The organism is Nakamurella sp. (assembly GCF_044224575.1).
In the GTDB taxonomy this organism is placed as follows: Bacteria; Actinomycetota; Actinomycetes; order Mycobacteriales; family Nakamurellaceae; genus Nakamurella.
In genome coordinates this window covers 208,541-225,674 of sequence record NZ_JBGAKE010000002.1, presented here as the reverse complement: position 1 = coordinate 225,674, position 17,134 = coordinate 208,541, and the positions used below count along the sequence as shown (strand labels likewise).

The window sequence follows — 17,134 nt, the reverse complement described above, 5'->3', positions numbered from 1 at the left end:
CGGGCCTGGCGCGTGACGGCAGCGGTCAGTCGGCTGTGTCCACCGAGGGACCGCCGGTCCGGGCCATGCCCCGGGCGACCGCGTCGATCAGGTACGGCCGCATGTCCACGGCCGGGATGATCGTGTGCACCGAGCCGACCTCACGGGCCCGCTCGATGTTGTGGATCTGCTCGAACTCCACGGCCACCTCACCGAGCTTCTCGGACCGCACCGCGGCCCGGGTCTCGGCCAGCTCGACCCGCAGCCGGCTGCGCTCGGCGTCGTCGGTGGCGTCCGCGATCGCCGCCTCCAACGCCGTGACCCGGCTGTCGTTGGCCGTCCGGGTGTTCACGTCACGGGTGAACACGACCGCCGCGGCCGGCGCGCCACCGATGACCGAGGCGTACGAGCCCTCGATCGCGATGACCTCCATGTTGTCGTTGAGTGCACCGGAGAACACCACGAACGCACCACCGTGGTAGCGGGAGATGACGGTGAAGATGATCGGACCGTCGAAGTTGACGATGGCCCGGCCGATCTCGGCGCCGTACTCCAGCTGGATGTTGCGCAGCGACTCCGGTGAGCCGTCGAACCCGGACAGGTTGGCCAGCACGACCAGCGGACGCGACCCGGAGGCCGAGTTGATGGCTCGGGCGGCCTTCTTGCTCGACTTGGGGAACAGCGTGCCGCCGGAGAACGAGTCCGGACCATCGGTGGGCAGGAACCCGCGCCGGGCCACCGGCCGGGACTCGATGCCCAGGATCGCCACCGGGTAGCCGCCCAGGTGCGCGTCCACGACGACCGCGGTGTCCGCCTCCGCCATGCCGGCCCACCGTTCCAGGGTCGGGTGGTCGGCGTCGGCGATCGCGTTGATCACCGCGCGGATGTCGAACGGCTTCTTGCGGTCCTTGTTGGTCTCCTCGCCGAAGATCTCGCCGACCGTGGTGAACGGGCTGTCCGGGTGCACGTGTGGCGCCGACCGGACGTCGCGGTCCAGCGGATCGCTGGTCACCGCCCGCCGCGGGTACTTCTCCCCCGGCGCGTGGTAGGCGTGCTCGTAGTGCTGGAACAGGATGTCCACCGCACCCGACAGGTTCGGCGCCCAGTACTGCGCCTCGCCGTTGGGGCCCATGACCCGGTCGTAGCCGCCGATGCCGAAGTTGTCCTCGGCCGACACGCCGCCGGAGTAGTCCAGCGACAGCTTGCCGGTGAGCACCATCGCCGAGTCGGGCGTCATGACCAGGATGCCCTTGGTGTGCATCAGCATGGTCGCTTCGGCGTTCCAGTACGGCTGGGCGCCCACGTTGATCCCGGACACGATGATGTTGATCTCGCCGCCGCCCTGGGTGAACAGCACGATCTCCCGCAGCGCCTTGGCCACGCCGTCCATGTTCTCCGTGCCGGAGTCCATGGAGATCTTGGCGCCCGAGGACAGGGTGAACCACTCGACCGGCAGGTCCTTCTCACCGGCCAGCTTCACCGCCTCGGCGATGAGGTTGCACTCGGCCACCGCGACGGTGCCCAGCGCCTTGGTCGGGTCGCCCATCATCAGTACCCGGGTCATACCCTCCGGGTACCGCTCGGACGGGGTGGTGACCAGACCGACGATGACGCCGGCCTTGTTCTGCCCGGCCGCCCGCTCCACCGGTCCGAACGTGTTGTCGTCCCCGAAGTCGTACTCGGTGAACGAGCCGTTCGGGCCGGTCAGCAACGGGATGATCTCGTACGGGTAGGCCGCGCCGCGGGCACCGGACCGCTGCACCTTCAGCGAGTAGTCGTCCAGCACCGCCAGCGGCTCGGTGGGCGGATCGCTGACCGTGACCTGCACCCCGGCACCGGCCTGGAAGATGAACCGCAGGGCGACGTCCCGTAGCGAGCCGTCGGCCTGCCGCAGCCGGGCCAGCACGGTGATCTCGGACAGGCCGGTGCCCAACGTGAGCGGCGCGGTGTCCTGCGCGAACCGGCCCAGGTCGGACACCGGCACCTCGACCGGCGGCCACACGTGCAGGAAGATCGCGTTGTTCTGCAGCTTGTTCCGCCCGCTGTGTCCGGCCTGCGCGCGCCGGATGGATTCCAGACAGGCGGCCAGCACGCGCTCGGCGGCCGGGAACGACACGACGTTGCCGTCGGCGTCGCGCACCGGGGTGACGTCCCTGACCTCGGCCAACGCGACCAGCCGCTCGTCGGCGTTGTTGTTCGGCGCGACCAGGTGGAACACGTAGGTGCCCTCGGCGGCCGGCACCCGGGTGCCGTTGAAGTTCTTCAGCCGCCACAGGTCCAGCCGCTGACCGGTCAGCGGGTGCATGCCCCGGATGACCCGCTCCTCGGCCAGCCCGTGCGATCCGGGCCGGAAGGTGAACTGCAGGACGTCGGGCGCCTCGGTATTGAACGCCACGGTCACCGTCACCCGGCGACCGCCGGCGATGGTGCCGTAGTCCTGCAGGGTCGCGGCCAGTTCCGCGGAGATCGCGTCCGGGTCCTCCGGTGCGTCGGCCCACGCCACGTACAGGTCCGTGACCAGGTTGCTCGGGTCGGCGACCCGGTTGGCCTCGGCATCGACCGCGGCCAGCGCCGCCGGCAGCTCGTCGTGGGTGGCCGTGGTGGAGATCAGGTACAGCCGGTTGCCGCCCAGCTCGTAGTTGCCGGTCAGGGACGGGCGGCCGTCGATCTCGGTGACCTGTAGGTCCTCCAGCTCGCGGATCTTGTAATACCGACGGTTCATCACCTCGAGCATCGCCGGCACGCCGGACGAGCGACCGAGCAGCTCCTCGGCCATCAGCCGGACGACCGGCTCCGAGCTGGCCACCAGGGTGTCCATCAGCTCCGCGCGATTCGCCGCGGCCGGGTTCTCGGCCAGCGTCCGGACGTCGGCCCGAACCTCTTCGTAGAGCGAGGTGCGGGCCGCATCGATGACCGGCCGCTCGTACACCTCGAACCGGATGGACCGGGCCAGGTCGCCGATCAGCGGGTACCGCGACCGAGTGGCGACGACGAGCCGCTCCACGACACCGCCGACCCGCTGCCGCATCTCCTCGGACAGCAGCGAGGCCCGGGTGCGCCACCGCTCCAGCAGTCCGGCGATGATCGGGATCTGATCGCCCACCCGCTCCTGGGCCAGGAAGACGCGGTAGACGGCCTCCTCCAGCCCCGGGCTCGGCTCCAGGTCGGTGACGCCGTAGTGGGCCAGCGCCTTGGCCAGCCGGGACCGGAAGCCCTCCGGCAGACCGGCCACCTCCAGATCCAGCGACTGCAGGTAGGAGTGGAAGTACTCGCGCGGGCTGTGCACCTGCTCGTCGCCGGACTCCTCCTCGCCGGCCGGCCGGTTCCGGGAGAGTTCGGCCAGATCGGCGAAGGTCTCCATGACGTCCAGGGCGGCGCCGAGCAGCTCGTCGTCGTCCAGCGGGATCTGCTCGCGTTCCTGGTCGTACTCGGCCCACAGCGTGCGCGCCCGCTGGGCGGACACGTCGTAGCCCATCACCAGCGCCCGCAGCGCGCGCAGGTCACGGAACGCCTTGACCCGCAGGTCGGTCCGGTCGACCACGGTGTCGGGCGAGAACTCGACCATCGGCGCGGTCGAGACGGCACCCTCCTCCTCGATCTTGTCCAGCCGCAGCAGCGCGCCGCCGGCATCGACCTGGGAGTTGACCGACGCCAGGATCTCCCGGACCCGGCCCGAATACGGGGCCTTGACCGGGGTCTCCATCTTCATGGCCTCGAGGATCATGATCGTGTCGCCGGCCTCGACCTCGTCACCGGGCGCGGCCCGCAACGCGACCACGACGGCCGGCGCGGGCGAGCGGACCATGCCGCCCTCGTCCCGGCTGACCCGGTGGCTGACGCTGTCCACCTCGACCAGGTGACCGGCCGCGCTGGTCGACGCGACGATCTGGTGCCGGCGGTTGCCGATGGTCAGCCGGCTCTCGAACTGCGACTGCCGTTCCAGGTCCAGCTCGACGACACCGCCGCCGGGCACCTCGACCCGGTACCGGCGGGGGCTGATCTGCGCGATGTTCAGCGCATAGGTCTGCCCGCGGTAGCCCAGTTCGATCTCCCGGCCCACGTCGTGCGACGCCTTGGGCCGGCCGCCCCGGGCGGCGCGCAGGAACGCGTCGCGCTCCAGCTGCTCCTCGGACTCGTAGACGTCGGCGGCCACGTACAGCAGCGCGGCGTCCGCACCGGCCGCCAGTTCCGGGTCCTCGTGCAGGTTCGCCCGGTCCAGCCAGCCGGTGTCGGCGGTGCCGTCGATGACCTCGGGCCGGTCCAGCAGCTTGAGCAGGAAGGACTTGGTGGTGGTACCGCCCTTGACCACCACGGTGGTCTCGCGCAGGGCGACCCGTAGCCGGGCGAGCGCCTCGTCCCGGTCCCGACCCCAGGCGATGATCTTGGCGACCATCGAGTCGTAGTCCGGGGAGATCGCGTCGCCGGTGGCGATACCGGTGTCCACCCGGATGCCCGGGCCGACCGGCAGGTTCAGCAGCTCGACCTTGCCCGGCGACGGCGCGAACCCGTTGTCGGCGTCCTCGGCGTTGAGCCGGGCCTCCACCGAGTGCCCGAACACCGGCGGGCACTCGCCCACCAGCTCGTGTCCGTCGGCGATCAGGATCTGCAGCTTGACCAGGTCGATTCCGGTCGAGGCCTCGGTGATCGGGTGCTCCACCTGCAGCCGGGTGTTGACCTCGAGGAACGCGAAGGTCTTCTTCTCCGGCTGGTACAGGAATTCGACCGTGCCGGCGCCGCGATAGCCCACGGCCAGCACCAGGTCGATCGCCCGGGCGGCCAGATCGTCGGCCTGCTCCTTGGTCAGCGCCGGCGAGAACGATTCCTCGATCAGCTTCTGGTTGCGCCGCTGGATCGAGCAGTCACGGACACCGGGTGCCCAGGCGTTGCCGTAGTTGTCGGCGATGACCTGCACCTCGATGTGCCGGCCGCCCTGCACCAGGTGCTCCATGAAGATGACGTGGTCGTTGAATGCCTTCTGCGCCTCGGACTGGGTGCGCTCGATGGCCTCTTCCAGTTCCGCCGGGTCGAACACCATCCGGATACCGCGGCCGCCACCACCGCTGCGGGCCTTGAGGATCATCGGGTAACCGATGCTCTTGGCGTGCTCGAGCGCCTCTTCCATCGTCTCGACCGGGCCGCCCGACCACGGCGCCACCGGCACCTTGGTCGCCTCGGCCATGTACTTGGCCTGAACCTTGTCACCGAGCTTGCGCATGGCGTCCGGCGGCGGGCCGATGAACGTCACGCCCACCTCGGCACACAGCTCCGCGAACACCGGGTCCTCGGCCACGAATCCCCAGCCGACCCAGGCGGCGTCCGCCTTGGACTCCACGAGCGCCTTACGCAGCACCTCGTGGTCCAGGTACGGGCTGCTCAGCTCGCCCTTCTCCCGGATCACCACGCCCTCGTCGGCGAGCCGCACGAACAACGCACCACGCTCGGACTCGGTGTGCAGGGCAACGACCTTGATCCCGTAGCCGAACTCCGCGTTCAACTCGCGGACCGCCCGAATCAGCCGGACCGCCGGCTCACCCCTGTTGATCACCGCAATGCGCGAAAACATGCCTGGTGCTCCTCCATCCACTTCGACCAAGTGCGTCCCGCCCTCGACTCCGGTCGGTCCCGCCGCGCCCGCTGCTCCAGGTGGGCGCGCGACGGGTTCCCGGTCGCCGGAAAGCGGTCGACGCATGCACTGCTATGTGCCCGCTTCATCCTGGCCTGTTCGGGCCGCTTGCGCTCTCCCAACGTCACTCTTCGGGCGTCAAACAACTCGGTCGCCCATATTCGTCGCGGATCAGGTGTAGCGGGTGGCCACCTGCCCGGCCTGTAGACCGTATCCGGGGCCGTGCGTGACCGCGTGTACGAGCAGCGGATGGAGTTGGTGCAGGCCGATCAAATCGCGCCAGTCGGGGCGAACGCCCGCGGCCTCGGCGTAGGCCGGCGCCACCTGGTCGAGGTGCTCGGTGCCGAACAGGGCGAGCATCGCCAGGTCGGTCAGCCCGTGCCCGCCGTGCGCGGCCGGGTCGATCAGCACCGCGGTCACGGCATCGGTCAGAGCGCCGCCGTCCGACCGGTAGAGGACGTTGCCGCCCCACAGGTCGCCGTGGATGCGGGCCGGCGGCGTGTCGTCGTCGAACTCGCCGGCGACCAGCCGGTCGATCACCCGGTCGACGCTGCGCCGCGCCGCGCCGGACAGGTTCCCGATCCGGTGGGCCGCCCGGGCGTACGGCAGCAGCCGGTCGGTCGCGTAGAACTCACCCCACCGCGCGAACGGCCGGATCGGCAGCGGTTGCCGGCCGATCCACCCGTCCCCGGTCCAGCCGGGCGGAGCCGCGCCGAACGCGGATGCGCCGGCCGCGTGGGTGACGGCCAGCGAGCGACCGAAGGCCTGCGCCGCCTCGCGGGTCGCCGCGACGGTCCGGATCCGGGCGAGCCCGATGGACGTCGGCCCGACCTCCTGCACCCCGACGACCGCCGTGCCCCCGGTGGCGGCCAACCAGGCCAGGCCGGCCGCCTCCCAGGCGAAGAAGCCGGGTGGGGCATCGGCCCGGCGCTTGACGAAGTCCGTCATGCCGGCGGTCCGGAGCTCAGGCCAGGCCGAGCGACTTCATCCGCTCGGTGTGGCCCTGCTGCAGCCGGCGGAACAGGGCGGCGATGCCGGCCAGGTCGCCGGAACCGGTGACGATCAGTTCGGCCAGCGTGTCCCGGTCGGCGACCACGTACTGGGCCTGGGTGATGGCCTCGCCGAGCAGCCGGCGACCCCACAGGGCGAGCGGTCCGGCCACCCGGGGGTCGATCTGGCAGGCCTTGCGCACCTCCCGGACCGCGAAGGCCGAATGCCCCGAGTCGGCCAGCACCTCGAACACCAGATCGCGGGTGACCGGGTCCAGCCACTCCGCGATCTCGCGGTAGAAGTCGGCCGCCAGCCCGTCCCCGACGTGCGCCTTGACCAGCGATTCCAGCCAGGAATGCGGGGCCGTCGAATCGTGGAAGGCATCGAACGGGGCGATGAACGGTTTCATCGCGTCCTCGACGGACACCCCGCGGGCGGCCAGGTGCCGGGCCAACGCCGTGAAGTGGCCCATCTCGGCGGTCGCCATGGCGGACAGCTGCACCCGGCCGGCCAGCGTCGGCGCCCACCGGGCATCGGCGGCCATCCGATCGAACGCGGACAGCTCGCCGTAGGCGAGCACGCCGAGCAGATCGACCACCGCGGGGTCCGGCGCCGGCAGCGACGCAGCCTGCGCCGGCTCGGCCGGATGCGTTGTGCCCATGTCCACTCCCACGCCCTTGACCACGATCGGCTGACCCACGATCGGCGAACCGCTGAGCGACGAGCCTAACGCCGCGCCCGGCAGCGCCGTCCGGCGATCGCCCGTTCCGGCAGTCGCAGCGGGTACGCTGGTGCAGACGGTGCGACCTTCGCACCGCGGTATTGTGCGCGCGTCACTCGCGCGGACGGCCGAATCGGACCGACTGCCCGTCGGACCGACCGCGTTGTCGGAGACGACGACCGGTCGACCAGGCATTGCGGCGCGCCAGTGTGAACGCGCCCCGGGGACCCGCTCAGGCGGGCCCGGATCGAACGACACGGGCAGCTCGACGACCATGGTTCGCCGCCCGGGCGGGACGGACAGCGGGACGGCCCTGGGGATCGAAGCACTGTCGATCGCCGGGAGCGCCTGATCTGTGCCACGTGAACGCGCGCGGACGACACGGAAGGCACGCCCGCATGACCCACGACAACCACATCGATCCCCCGAACCCGAACGGCGCCCCGGTCGCCGCGGACCTCGTGACGCCGGCTGAACCTGCGGACCTGACCGGGCTCGCGGACCCGGACGGCGTGGTCGCGGACGCCGCGATCGACCCGGCGGACGCCGCGCTGACCCACCCGCTGACCGGTGATGCGGACGTCCGACCGGAATCCCCCACGTTCGCCGAGTTCGGCGTCGACGAGCGGATCGTCCGGTCGCTGACCGATGCCGGCATCGAGCACACCTTCGCCATCCAGGCGCTCACCCTGCCCATCGCGCTGACCGGTTCCGACCTCATCGGGCAGGCCCGCACCGGGATGGGCAAGACCCTCGGCTTCGGCGTGCCGCTGCTGCACCGGCTGGCCCATGACGCCCTGATGGCGCCGGACGCTCAGGGCAAACTGCCGGTCGGCCGGGCCCCCCGGGCCGTGGTGATGGTGCCGACCCGCGAGCTGTGCGTGCAGGTCACCCGGGATCTGCACGCCATCGGCAAGGCGGTCGGCCTGGCGGTCACCGCCGTCTACGGCGGACGGGCCTACGAGCCGCAGATCAACGCCCTGCGTGCCGGCGTCGATCTGGTCGTCGGCACTCCGGGCCGGTTGCTGGACCTGGCCAACAGTGGGCACCTGGTGCTCGGCGGGGTCAAGGTCCTGGTGCTGGACGAGGCCGACGAGATGCTGGATCTGGGCTTCCTGCCGGACATGGAGAAGGTGCTGGACCTGGTTCCCCGGGCGAAGCAGACGATGTTGTTCTCGGCCACGATGCCCGGCCCGATCCTCACCCTGGCCCGGACTTTCATGTCCCGGCCGGTGCACATCCGGGCCGAAGCCGCGGCCGAGGGAGCCACCCACACCTCCACCCGGCAGTTCGTCTTCCGGGCGCACGCGATGGACAAGGTGGAGATGCTCGCCCGGGTGCTGCAGGCCCGTGGTCGCGGCCTGACCATGGTCTTCACCCGGACCAAGCGGACCGCCGCCAAGGTGGCCGACGAGCTCGTGGAACGCGGGTTCGCCGCGGCCGCGGTGCACGGCGACCTGGGTCAGGGAGCCCGCGAGCAGGCGCTGCGCGCGTTCCGGGCCGGCAAGGTGGACGTGCTGGTCGCCACCGATGTCGCGGCCCGCGGCATCGACGTGGAGGACGTCACCCACGTGATCAATTTCCAGTGCCCGGAGGACGAGAAGATCTACGTCCACCGGATCGGGCGGACCGGGCGCGCCGGCAAGACCGGTATCGCGGTGGCCTTCATCGACTGGGACGACCTGCCGCGGTGGCAGCTCATCAACGAGGCGCTCGGCCTGGATTTCGCCGATCCCGCGGAAACCTACTCCACGTCGGCGCACCTGTTCGCCGAACTGGACATCCCCGACGGCGTGACCGGGCGGCTACCCCGGCAGGCCCGCACCCGGGCCGGTCTGGATGCCGAGCAGGTCGAGGACCTGGGTGAGACCGGTGGGAAGCGATCCCGCACACGCACCCCCCGCAAGCCCGGCCACGGCGCCCGCGACGACGCACCCGAGTCACCCACGGCCTCCTCCACCTCTTCTGACGCTCCCGCCGGGGAGGGTCGCCGACGCCGCCGGACCCGCGGCGGACACACCGATGCCGCCCCGTCGGCCCAGCCGGCCGGGGACGGGCCGGGCGATTCGTCCGGCACCGGCCCGGCCGCCGCCGCCGACGCACCCACCCGCCGTCGGCGTCCGCGTCGGCGGACCCGCAGTGGGGAGACGGTCGCCGAGACTGCGCCGGTCGCCGAAGCGGCGACGGTCTGAGCCGGCGCCCCCGGGCGTACCGATCGTCGGCTCACGACACCTGGCCGGGCCGTAGGCTTTTCGACGCCTTGAAGGCCGGTGAGGCGGGCTCGGCGATCCACCTGCGGTCCGGTCGGCGCGGCCGGGACGGGCGGCACAGGCTTGCCCCGTAGGCTCCCCCACGTGACGCTCAGCCCGGCCCGCCGACGCCGCATCGACCGGATCGTCGCCGGCGTCATCGCGCTGGCCGTGCTGGCGCTCGCCGCGGTCGTCTACCTGACCAGCGACGTGCGGGCCACCACCGACGCCACCGGGCCCGCGGTCCCGGCGCCATCGGCCGCCGATTCGGTGCCGACCTCGCTGACCGAGAAGTGGTCCGTCGCCACCGATCCGGCCATCGGTGCGGTCGCCTCCCCGTACGGCGTGGTGGTCACCGCGCAGGGCACCGCGGCCGTCGCCGTCGACGCGCTCACCGGCGAACGGCGCTGGTCGTACGACCGCGGCACCGAGCAGCTGTGCGCCATCGGCTCCGGTGACACGGACGCGCCGGGCGTCACCGTCCGGGGCAAGGTCCGCGGCGTGCTGGTCGTGTCGGGCAAGAACGGCTATTGCTCGCAGATGATGCTGCTCGACCCGGTCACCGGGGAGCGCCACTACTACCGGACCAGCCCGAACCAGGCCGGCGGGACCCTGGCCTTCGGTGGTCCGTACGCCGGCTGGCTCGGCGCCGGCCTGGTCGAGCTGTGGCGGGACGACCTGGTCCGGACCATCCAGTACGGCGACGAGCCGGCCCCGCCCAAGCCACACGCCACGCACACCGGCTGCTCGTTCACCGACATGATCATCGACGACCAGCAGTTCGCCACGGTCGAGCATTGCGCGGACGCCGGGACCGCGCAGGTGGTGCTGAACTGGACCACCCCGGACTCGGCCCCGAACAAGCCCGACGACCAGGACGTGTTCAAACACGACCCGCGGGCCACCATCGACACGGGCTCGTCGGCCGCCCGGTTGCTCGGTATCACCTCCGACCGGGTGGCGGTGCTGGTGGCGGATCCGGTGCCGGCCGTGGTGCTGTTCGACACCAGCGGCAACGAGGTGGGCCGGACACCGGTCGACGTGCCCGCCCAGTCCATCGTCGACGCCGACCGGCTGACCGACACCGGTGGCACCCGACCCACCCCGGCGGTGCGGGACGGCTTGACCCGCTTCTCGGTGGTCGGCGACACGCTGATCGCCATCACCGAGGAATCGGCATCCGTGCAGACCACCCCGACGCCCAGCCTGGCGCAACTGGGAACCGAACCACCGACCCCGGGGGTGCTGGCCTCCGACGGCCCGGCCGAGCCGGTCACCGAACGGATCCAGGACCTGTCGGTGGGCTGGACCCGGCAGGGGCTGCTCGGCCTGCCCGCGGTCATCGGTGACCAGGTCCTGCTCCCGGTTCCCGGCGGCCTGGCCGCCGTGGCCGCCGGAAACGGCAATCCGGGCATCGTGCCGGACGTCATCCCCGTCGACCGGGCCGGCTACGACGGACGCGTCGACGCCGCCGCGGTGGGATCGATGATCATCGAAACCCGCGGCGACCTGGTCGTCGGGCTGGGCTGATTCCCGCTGGGCTGATTCACGGCTGGACCCCTCCGCCGGTCAGGGCCACCAGGCCCAGCCGATGACGGCCACCGCGGCCACGACGACCACGACGTCGGCGACCACCCGGACCGGTCCGGTCCGGCGCTGCCGCGTCCGGTAGACCGCCTCGCCGATCCCGCCCACCAGCAGATGGACGAGCACGCGGATCCAGCCCGGCCCGGTGGCGACGCCCCAGCCGGCCGCCGACAGGAGCGCCGGCGCGAGGAGTTGGGCGAGCAGCAGCCCGGCGCCGAGGACGACCATTCCGCCGGCGAACAGGCCGGTGAGCGCGTCGAGCACCCGCACCACCGGTCCGGCACGGCCGCCGGGCGGATGCTCGGGCGGCCGCTGCCCCGACGACGCGTCCGGCGCGTCCGGCGCGTCCGGCATCACCCGCCGGGACCGACCGGTTCGGTGATGCCGTTGCTCGCCTGGATGATCCTGGTCAACGTCGCCGGAGCGGTCGTTTCCTGGCCGAGTCGCAGAACCTTGTTGGTGCCGTGGTAGTCGGACGAGCCGGTCGTGAGCAGACCGAGATCGTCGGCGATGGCCCGCAACTCGGCCCGTGCCGACAAATCGTGGTCCGGGTGGTCGACCTCCAACCCGCCGAGCCCGAGCCGGGTGAGTTCGGCGAGGTAGTCACCGGTCAGCACCCGCCGCTCGCCTCGCCCGCGGGGATGCGCGATCACGCTGACCCCGCCGGCCGACGTGATCATCCCGATCGCGGTGGGCAGATCCGTGTCGGCCTTGGGCACGTAGTACGGACCGCGGCCGGACAGGTGCATCGCGAACGCCTGGTCCACCGACTCGACCACCCCGGCCTCCACCAGGGCCCGGCCGATGTGCGGGCGGCCGACCGGCGCCCCGTCGGCGATCTCCAGCACCCGGTCCGCGGTGATCGGCACCCCGGCGGTGACCATCCGGTCGACGATGGCCAGCCCGCGGTGCAGCCGTTCCGCACGCAGCCGGGCCTGCTCCTGCACGATCGCGGGGTGCGCCGGATCGAACAGGTAGCCGAGCAGGTGGACGCTCACCCTTCGCTCGCCCATCGGGACCGAGGTGGAGAACTCGGCACCCCGGATCACGGTCAGCCCGGGCGGCCGAGCGGCCAGCGCCGGGGCCCAGCCCATCGTGTTGTCGTGGTCGGTGATCGCGACGACGTCCAGACCGGCGGTCGCCGCGGCCTGCATCAGTTCGGCCGGGCTGTCCGTCCCGTCGGACGCGGTGGAATGCGCGTGCAGGTCGATGAGCACGCGCCCCATCCTGCCGGGTGCCCGCGCGCAGCCGAGCGGCGGCTCGGTCGTGCCGATGTTCACCGAGTAGGCACCATCGGTTCACCCGGGCGTCGCCGGCCGGCGGGCTCGGCGGCCCACCCGCCCTGTCCCGCGCGGGTACAGTCGTCGGGCAGACCAGGTGGTGCCCGACGCAGCGGTCCTGACCTGCACCGATCCGCCCAGAGGTCCAGCCCACGAGGAGGTGGCCATGCCCGTCCTGCCGTCCTTGCCCTCGTTGCGACACCCACGCCAACGGTCCGGGCCCGACTCGTCCGGCGCAGGTGCCGACCAGGCGGCCGACCCATCGCTGGCGATCGTCGACTGCGCCGCCTACCTCAACGGCGAACGCGTCCGGGAGTGCGGCGACCCGGCCACCGCGATCGACCGGGTTCGGGCGGAGGGCCGCGGCTTCGTCTGGATCGGCCTGCACGAGCCGGACCAACGGGAGATGGCGTTCCTGGCCAAGCTCTTCGGGTTGCACGAACTGGCCGTCGAGGACGCCGTGCAGGCCTATCAGCGGCCCAAGCTCGAGGCTTACGACAACTCGCTGTTCCTGATCCTGAAGACGGTCGCGTACGTCGAACACACGGCGGGCAACGCGGTGCAGATCGTCCAGGACGGCGAGATCATGATCTTTCTCGGGCCGGACTACATCGTGACCGTCCGGCACGGTGCGCACTCCCAGCTGCGCACGGTACGGGCGGCGCTGGAGGCCGACCCGGACAAGTTGGCCATCGGTCCGGCCGCCGTCATGCACGCGATCGCCGACCACATCGTGGACGAGTACCTGAGCGTCGTCGAGGCCGTGGAGGACGACATCGACGAGATGGAGAACCTGGTCTTCACGCCGAACCGCCCGGTCGACATCGAGCAGATCTATCTGCTCAAGCGGGAGATCCTCGGTTTGCGCCGGGCCGTTTCCCCATTGATGCCGGCCATGCGGTCGCTGGCCGGCACATCGACCGACCTGCTGCCCAAGAAAATCCGCTCGTACGTGCGGGACGTGGAGGACCACCTCTCCGTCGTGGCCGACCGGGTCTCCACGTTCGACGAGATGCTCACCACACTGGTCAACGCCGCATTGGCCGAAGTGACCACCAGGCAGAACGAGGACATGCGCAAGATCTCGGCGTGGGCCGCGATCGCCTTGGTGCCGACCGCGATCGCCGGCATCTACGGCATGAATTTCGCGAACATGCCCGAGCTGAGCTGGGCTTACGGATATCCCATGGCCATCGGCATCATCGTCGGGCTGTGCGTCACGCTGTATGTCGTGTTGCGCCGCCGCGGCTGGTTGTGACAACGCACCATTGGGAATAGCCGGCCGCCTCCGGGGCAATTCGACACCCGTCCGTCACCGAATTGTGGCCGACCCTCCGATCTGGGTGAGCAAGCCCGTCCGTCCGGTGTGCCAGGATTTGCGCGGTATCCCGGGCACACCCGGAACCACGCACATCAAGAGCGCGCATCGCGGCCGCTCGAGGGCTGGCCGGACGACACCGGCCGCGAACTGGAGGTATCGGTGGAAAACTTCTGGAGCATCATCTGGGTCGTGATCTGGAGCTTTGTCTTCGTCGCGTACCTGTTCGTGCTCTTCTACATCCTGACGGACCTGTTCCGCGATCATCAGCTCAGCGGTTGGTGGAAGGCGCTCTGGATCATCTTCCTGATCTTCGCCCCGTACCTCACCGCGCTGGTGTACGTGATCGCCCGGGGCAAGGGCATGGCCGAGCGCCAGCAGGCGTACGTGCGCGAGGCCAGGACGCAGACGGACGCCTACATCCGGGACGTCGCCGGCACCAAGTCGCCGGCCGAGCACATCGCCGACGCCAAGGCGTTGCTCGACAGCGGCGCCATCAACCAGCAGGAGTTCGAGCAGCTGAAGTCCAAGGCGCTCGCCTGACATCGGATTGATTCACTGAACGGCCCGGCGGGGTTCGCCTCCGCCGGGCCGTTGCCGTCTCCAGGCCGGCGGGGGCTGGCGGCGTCCCCGGGTCGGCCGAGCTGGCGAGGCCGCCAGTTGGGCACGAGCTGGGACGGCGCGCTAGCGGCGTCCCCGGGTCGGCCGAGCTGGCGAGGCCGCCAGTTGGGCACGAGCTGGGACGGCGCGCGGCCGGCTCGGTGACGAAGGATCCGGGCCGGCTAGCGCCGTCCCAGCTCCATGCGAGCCAGGATGTCGCGAGCCTGCTCGGCGGTGCGCGGTTCGCAGAGCACGTCGTAACGTCGGGCGACGACCTGGGAGGCCGAGGTGAAGTCCCGGCGACCCTTGGCCACGGAGTAGCCGAGGTAGCCCATGACGGCGCCGAAGGCGGCACCGATCGCCACGGCGGCCAGGATCAACAGCGCGACCCCGCTCTGCACGGGCGAGAAGACGAACATCAACAGGCCGACGAACAGGCCCATCCACGCACCGGACGCGGCGGCGGCGGCGGCGAGCTTGCCGGCGGTCAGCCGCCCGGTCACCCGCTCGACCAGCTGGAGATCGGAGCCGACGATGGTGACGTCCTGGATCGAGAAGTCGTTCTTGATCAGGTGCTCGACCGCGGCCTGCGCGTTGGCGTAGGTCGGGTACGCGGCCACCGCGAAGCCGGTCGGCGGGGTCGGCAGGTTGGGCACCGACCCGACGTTGCGGAATCCGATGGGCGACGTCATGCAATGACCTCCACTTCGACCGGGTCCATGCTGACACACGCAGATGTGCAAGCGATGGGAGTGCCGGTGGCGACACGTCCGGGACGGGCGGGGATCCCGGTCGCCGTACCCTGACAGTGGCTCGGCCCGTTCTGGCCGGGATCGGAAGGAGATCATGAGCGTCACCGTCGAGGCCGTGCGGGCCGCATTGGCCACCGTCAAGGACCCGGAGATCCGCCGGCCGATCACCGACCTGGACATGGTGACGGGCCTGTCCGTGGACCCGGCCGGGGTGGTCGAGTTCACCCTGCTGTTGACCATCGCCGGCTGTCCGATGCGCGACACCCTGGTCAACGACGTCAACGCCGCCGTCCGCGCTGTCCCCGGGGTGAGCGACCTGCGGTTGGACCTCGGCGTGATGACCGACGAGCAACGGGGCGCGTTGCGCGAGAAGCTGCGCGGCGGTCCGGGCAACGAAATCCAATTTTCCCGGCCCGACTCCCGCACCCGGGTATACGCCATCGCCTCGGGCAAGGGCGGGGTGGGCAAGTCGACGGTGACCGTCAACCTGGCCGCGGCGATGGCCGCGAGCGGGCTGTCGGTCGGTGTATTGGACGCCGATGTCTACGGCTTTTCGGTGCCGCGGATGCTCGGTGTGTCCGCGCGGCCGACCCGGGTCGGCGACATGATCCTGCCCCCGGTGGCGCATCGGGTGAAGGTGATCAGCGTCGGCATGTTCGTCGACGGCAACGTGCCGGTGGTCTGGCGCGGCCCGATGCTGCATCGCGCGCTGCAGCAGTTCCTGGCCGACGTGTACTGGGGTGACCTGGACGTGCTGCTGCTGGACCTGCCGCCGGGCACCGGCGACATCGCGATCTCCACCGCCCAGTTGGTGCCGACCGCGGAGATCCTGGTCGTCACGACCCCGCAGGCGGCGGCGGCCGAGGTCGCGGAACGGGCCGGCGCGATCGTCAGCCAGACCCGCCAGCGGATCGCCGGCGTGGTGGAGAACATGAGCGCGATGGTCCTGCCGGACGGCAGCCGGCTCGAGTTGTTCGGCGCGGGTGGCGGCGAGTCCGTGGCGGCGTCCCTGAGCCGGCTCACCGGGACCACCGTCCCGTTGTTGGGCCAGGTGCCCCTGGAGGTCGGCCTGCGAGCCGCCGGTGACGCCGGAACACCGCTGGTGCTCGGCGACGGGCAGAGCCCCGCGGCCCAGTCCCTGCGGGCGGTGGCCGCCGCGCTCGGGGCGAAGTCGAAGCCGTTGACCCGGGTGCCCCTGGGCATCTCCCCGACCGGCCCGCGGCAGAACGCCGGCGTCTGACGTCGACGTCCGAGCCGTCACCGCGAGTTGTTCGCCGGGCCGGCTTGTTCACTGCTTCCTACGTCGCGTCGACGTCGAACCCGGTGACGGGTTCCGCGGGTCGGGGCGCGGCCGGCGTCCGGCGGGGGGCGCCGACCACCTTGGGTGCGGCCAACCGGCCGGCCGGCGCGCCGTGAGATGCGGGCGGCGCGGATCCAGGCGGCGCGGATGCGGTCGGCGCGCTCGCCGAGGGTCGCACCGCCGGTGCCGGTTCGACACGGGGCCGGGCCGCCGTTCCGGCTTCCCCGGACGTCTCCACCCCCGGAGCCGGCATCACCGGCGCGGCGACGGGAGCGCTCGGTGGAGTGGCGGAGACCGGCTTCACCGGCGGCGGCCCCGAGGTCGCCGCGCCCGTGGCGGTCGGCGCACCGTGCAGGCCCAGGAACCCACCGATCCCGCCACCGGCGAACTCCTCGCCGAGGATGGTGTTGCCGATGAGCCGTTTGGGGTGCAGATCACGCAAGTCCCGCAGGTCCTGGATCTCCTTGAGCGACTGCAGGTCGGCGATCTGTCGCCGGAGCTCGTCGAGTTCGGGACCGATCTCCTGGTTCAGCTGAGCCTGCGCGCCCGCGGCCATCGTCCGCAGCTTGCGCAGCCCGTCGGTCACCCAGCGGACCGCGGTCGGGATGCGTTCCGGCCCCAGGACGAAGACACCCACCAGCACGATGATGGTGATCTGACCCCAGGAGAGGCCGAACAACGTCGCCGCCTCCCTTGAAGCTCAGAAATCGCCCGGGCGGTGCCGCCGGCCGTCGG

General features: G+C 71.3%; 12 protein-coding genes. 5 read left to right on the top strand and 7 right to left on the bottom strand.

Annotation, left to right across the window (positions count from 1 at the left end; genetic code table 11):
• Positions 1–25: 25 nt before the first annotated feature.
• The 3 genes from ACILSK_RS03230 to ACILSK_RS03220 form a co-directional block, all read right to left on the bottom strand.
• A complete protein-coding gene (locus ACILSK_RS03230; protein ID WP_395725674.1) occupies positions 26–5,542 on the bottom strand; it encodes a carboxyl transferase domain-containing protein in 5,517 nt (1,838 codons plus the stop codon).
• A gap of 231 nt (positions 5,543–5,773) precedes the next feature.
• The gene (locus ACILSK_RS03225) at positions 5,774–6,550 is read right to left on the bottom strand and encodes a fructosamine kinase family protein (RefSeq protein WP_395725673.1); all 777 of its coding nucleotides are present in this window, start codon (positions 6,548–6,550) and stop codon (positions 5,774–5,776) included.
• A gap of 16 nt (positions 6,551–6,566) precedes the next feature.
• Complete coding sequence (locus ACILSK_RS03220; RefSeq protein ID WP_395725835.1) at positions 6,567–7,253, bottom strand: ferritin-like fold-containing protein; 687 nt, start codon at positions 7,251–7,253, stop codon at positions 6,567–6,569.
• A gap of 458 nt (positions 7,254–7,711) precedes the next feature.
• Here ACILSK_RS03220 and ACILSK_RS03215 point away from each other — a divergent pair, with 458 nt between their 5' ends.
• On the top strand, positions 7,712–9,505 hold the full coding sequence (locus ACILSK_RS03215) for a DEAD/DEAH box helicase (RefSeq protein ID WP_395725672.1): 1,794 nt from the start codon (positions 7,712–7,714) through the stop codon (positions 9,503–9,505).
• Between the two features lie 162 nt (positions 9,506–9,667).
• On the top strand, positions 9,668–11,092 hold the full coding sequence (locus tag ACILSK_RS03210; protein WP_395725671.1) for a hypothetical protein: 1,425 nt from the start codon (positions 9,668–9,670) through the stop codon (positions 11,090–11,092).
• Positions 11,093–11,131: 39 nt separating this feature from the next.
• Here ACILSK_RS03210 and ACILSK_RS03205 read toward each other — a convergent pair whose 3' ends face one another.
• Positions 11,132–11,503, bottom strand: coding sequence for a hypothetical protein (locus tag ACILSK_RS03205; protein WP_395725670.1), 372 nt, complete (start codon positions 11,501–11,503; stop codon positions 11,132–11,134).
• A complete protein-coding gene (locus ACILSK_RS03200) occupies positions 11,503–12,375 on the bottom strand; it encodes a PHP domain-containing protein (protein ID WP_395725834.1) in 873 nt (290 codons plus the stop codon). The genes ACILSK_RS03205 and ACILSK_RS03200 overlap by 1 nt, the downstream gene beginning before the upstream one ends.
• A gap of 220 nt (positions 12,376–12,595) precedes the next feature.
• On the opposite strand from ACILSK_RS03200, the gene ACILSK_RS03195 reads away from it, so the two are divergent.
• Entirely contained in the window at positions 12,596–13,687 is a 1,092-nt protein-coding gene (locus tag ACILSK_RS03195) for a magnesium and cobalt transport protein CorA (RefSeq protein ID WP_395725669.1), read from the top strand.
• 222 nt (positions 13,688–13,909) lie between these two features.
• Positions 13,910–14,290, top strand: a complete 381-nt coding sequence (locus ACILSK_RS03190; RefSeq protein WP_395725668.1) for an SHOCT domain-containing protein — start codon at positions 13,910–13,912, stop codon at positions 14,288–14,290.
• Positions 14,291–14,529: 239 nt separating this feature from the next.
• Here the strand turns inward: ACILSK_RS03190 and ACILSK_RS03185 are convergent, their stop codons facing one another.
• Positions 14,530–15,039, bottom strand: a complete 510-nt coding sequence (locus tag ACILSK_RS03185; RefSeq protein WP_395725667.1) for a general stress protein — start codon at positions 15,037–15,039, stop codon at positions 14,530–14,532.
• A 154-nt stretch (positions 15,040–15,193) separates the two neighbouring features.
• Between ACILSK_RS03185 and ACILSK_RS03180 the strand changes: the two genes are divergently transcribed.
• Complete coding sequence (locus tag ACILSK_RS03180) at positions 15,194–16,339, top strand: Mrp/NBP35 family ATP-binding protein (RefSeq protein ID WP_395725666.1); 1,146 nt, start codon at positions 15,194–15,196, stop codon at positions 16,337–16,339.
• Between the two features lie 58 nt (positions 16,340–16,397).
• Here the strand turns inward: ACILSK_RS03180 and tatB are convergent, their stop codons facing one another.
• Entirely contained in the window at positions 16,398–17,078 is a 681-nt protein-coding gene (gene tatB / locus ACILSK_RS03175) for a Sec-independent protein translocase protein TatB (protein ID WP_395725665.1), read from the bottom strand.
• Between the last annotated feature and the right edge of the window lie 56 nt (positions 17,079–17,134).

Excerpts from the sequence above, each read along its gene's own strand:
- ACILSK_RS03220 (WP_395725835.1), bottom strand. The coding sequence starts at position 7,253 with ATGGGCACAACGCATCCGGCCGAGCCGGCGCAGGCTGCGTCGCTGCCG.
- ACILSK_RS03225 (WP_395725673.1), bottom strand. The coding sequence starts at position 6,550 with ATGACGGACTTCGTCAAGCGCCGGGCCGATGCCCCACCCGGCTTCTTC.
- ACILSK_RS03180 (WP_395725666.1), top strand. The coding sequence starts at position 15,194 with ATGAGCGTCACCGTCGAGGCCGTGCGGGCCGCATTGGCCACCGTCAAG.
- ACILSK_RS03200 (WP_395725834.1), bottom strand. The coding sequence starts at position 12,375 with ATGGGGCGCGTGCTCATCGACCTGCACGCGCATTCCACCGCGTCCGAC.
- ACILSK_RS03215 (WP_395725672.1), top strand. The coding sequence starts at position 7,712 with ATGACCCACGACAACCACATCGATCCCCCGAACCCGAACGGCGCCCCG.
- ACILSK_RS03185 (WP_395725667.1), bottom strand. The coding sequence starts at position 15,039 with ATGACGTCGCCCATCGGATTCCGCAACGTCGGGTCGGTGCCCAACCTG.
- ACILSK_RS03205 (WP_395725670.1), bottom strand. The coding sequence starts at position 11,503 with ATGCCGGACGCGCCGGACGCGCCGGACGCGTCGTCGGGGCAGCGGCCG.
- ACILSK_RS03195 (WP_395725669.1), top strand. The coding sequence starts at position 12,596 with ATGCCCGTCCTGCCGTCCTTGCCCTCGTTGCGACACCCACGCCAACGG.
- ACILSK_RS03230 (WP_395725674.1), bottom strand. The coding sequence starts at position 5,542 with ATGTTTTCGCGCATTGCGGTGATCAACAGGGGTGAGCCGGCGGTCCGG.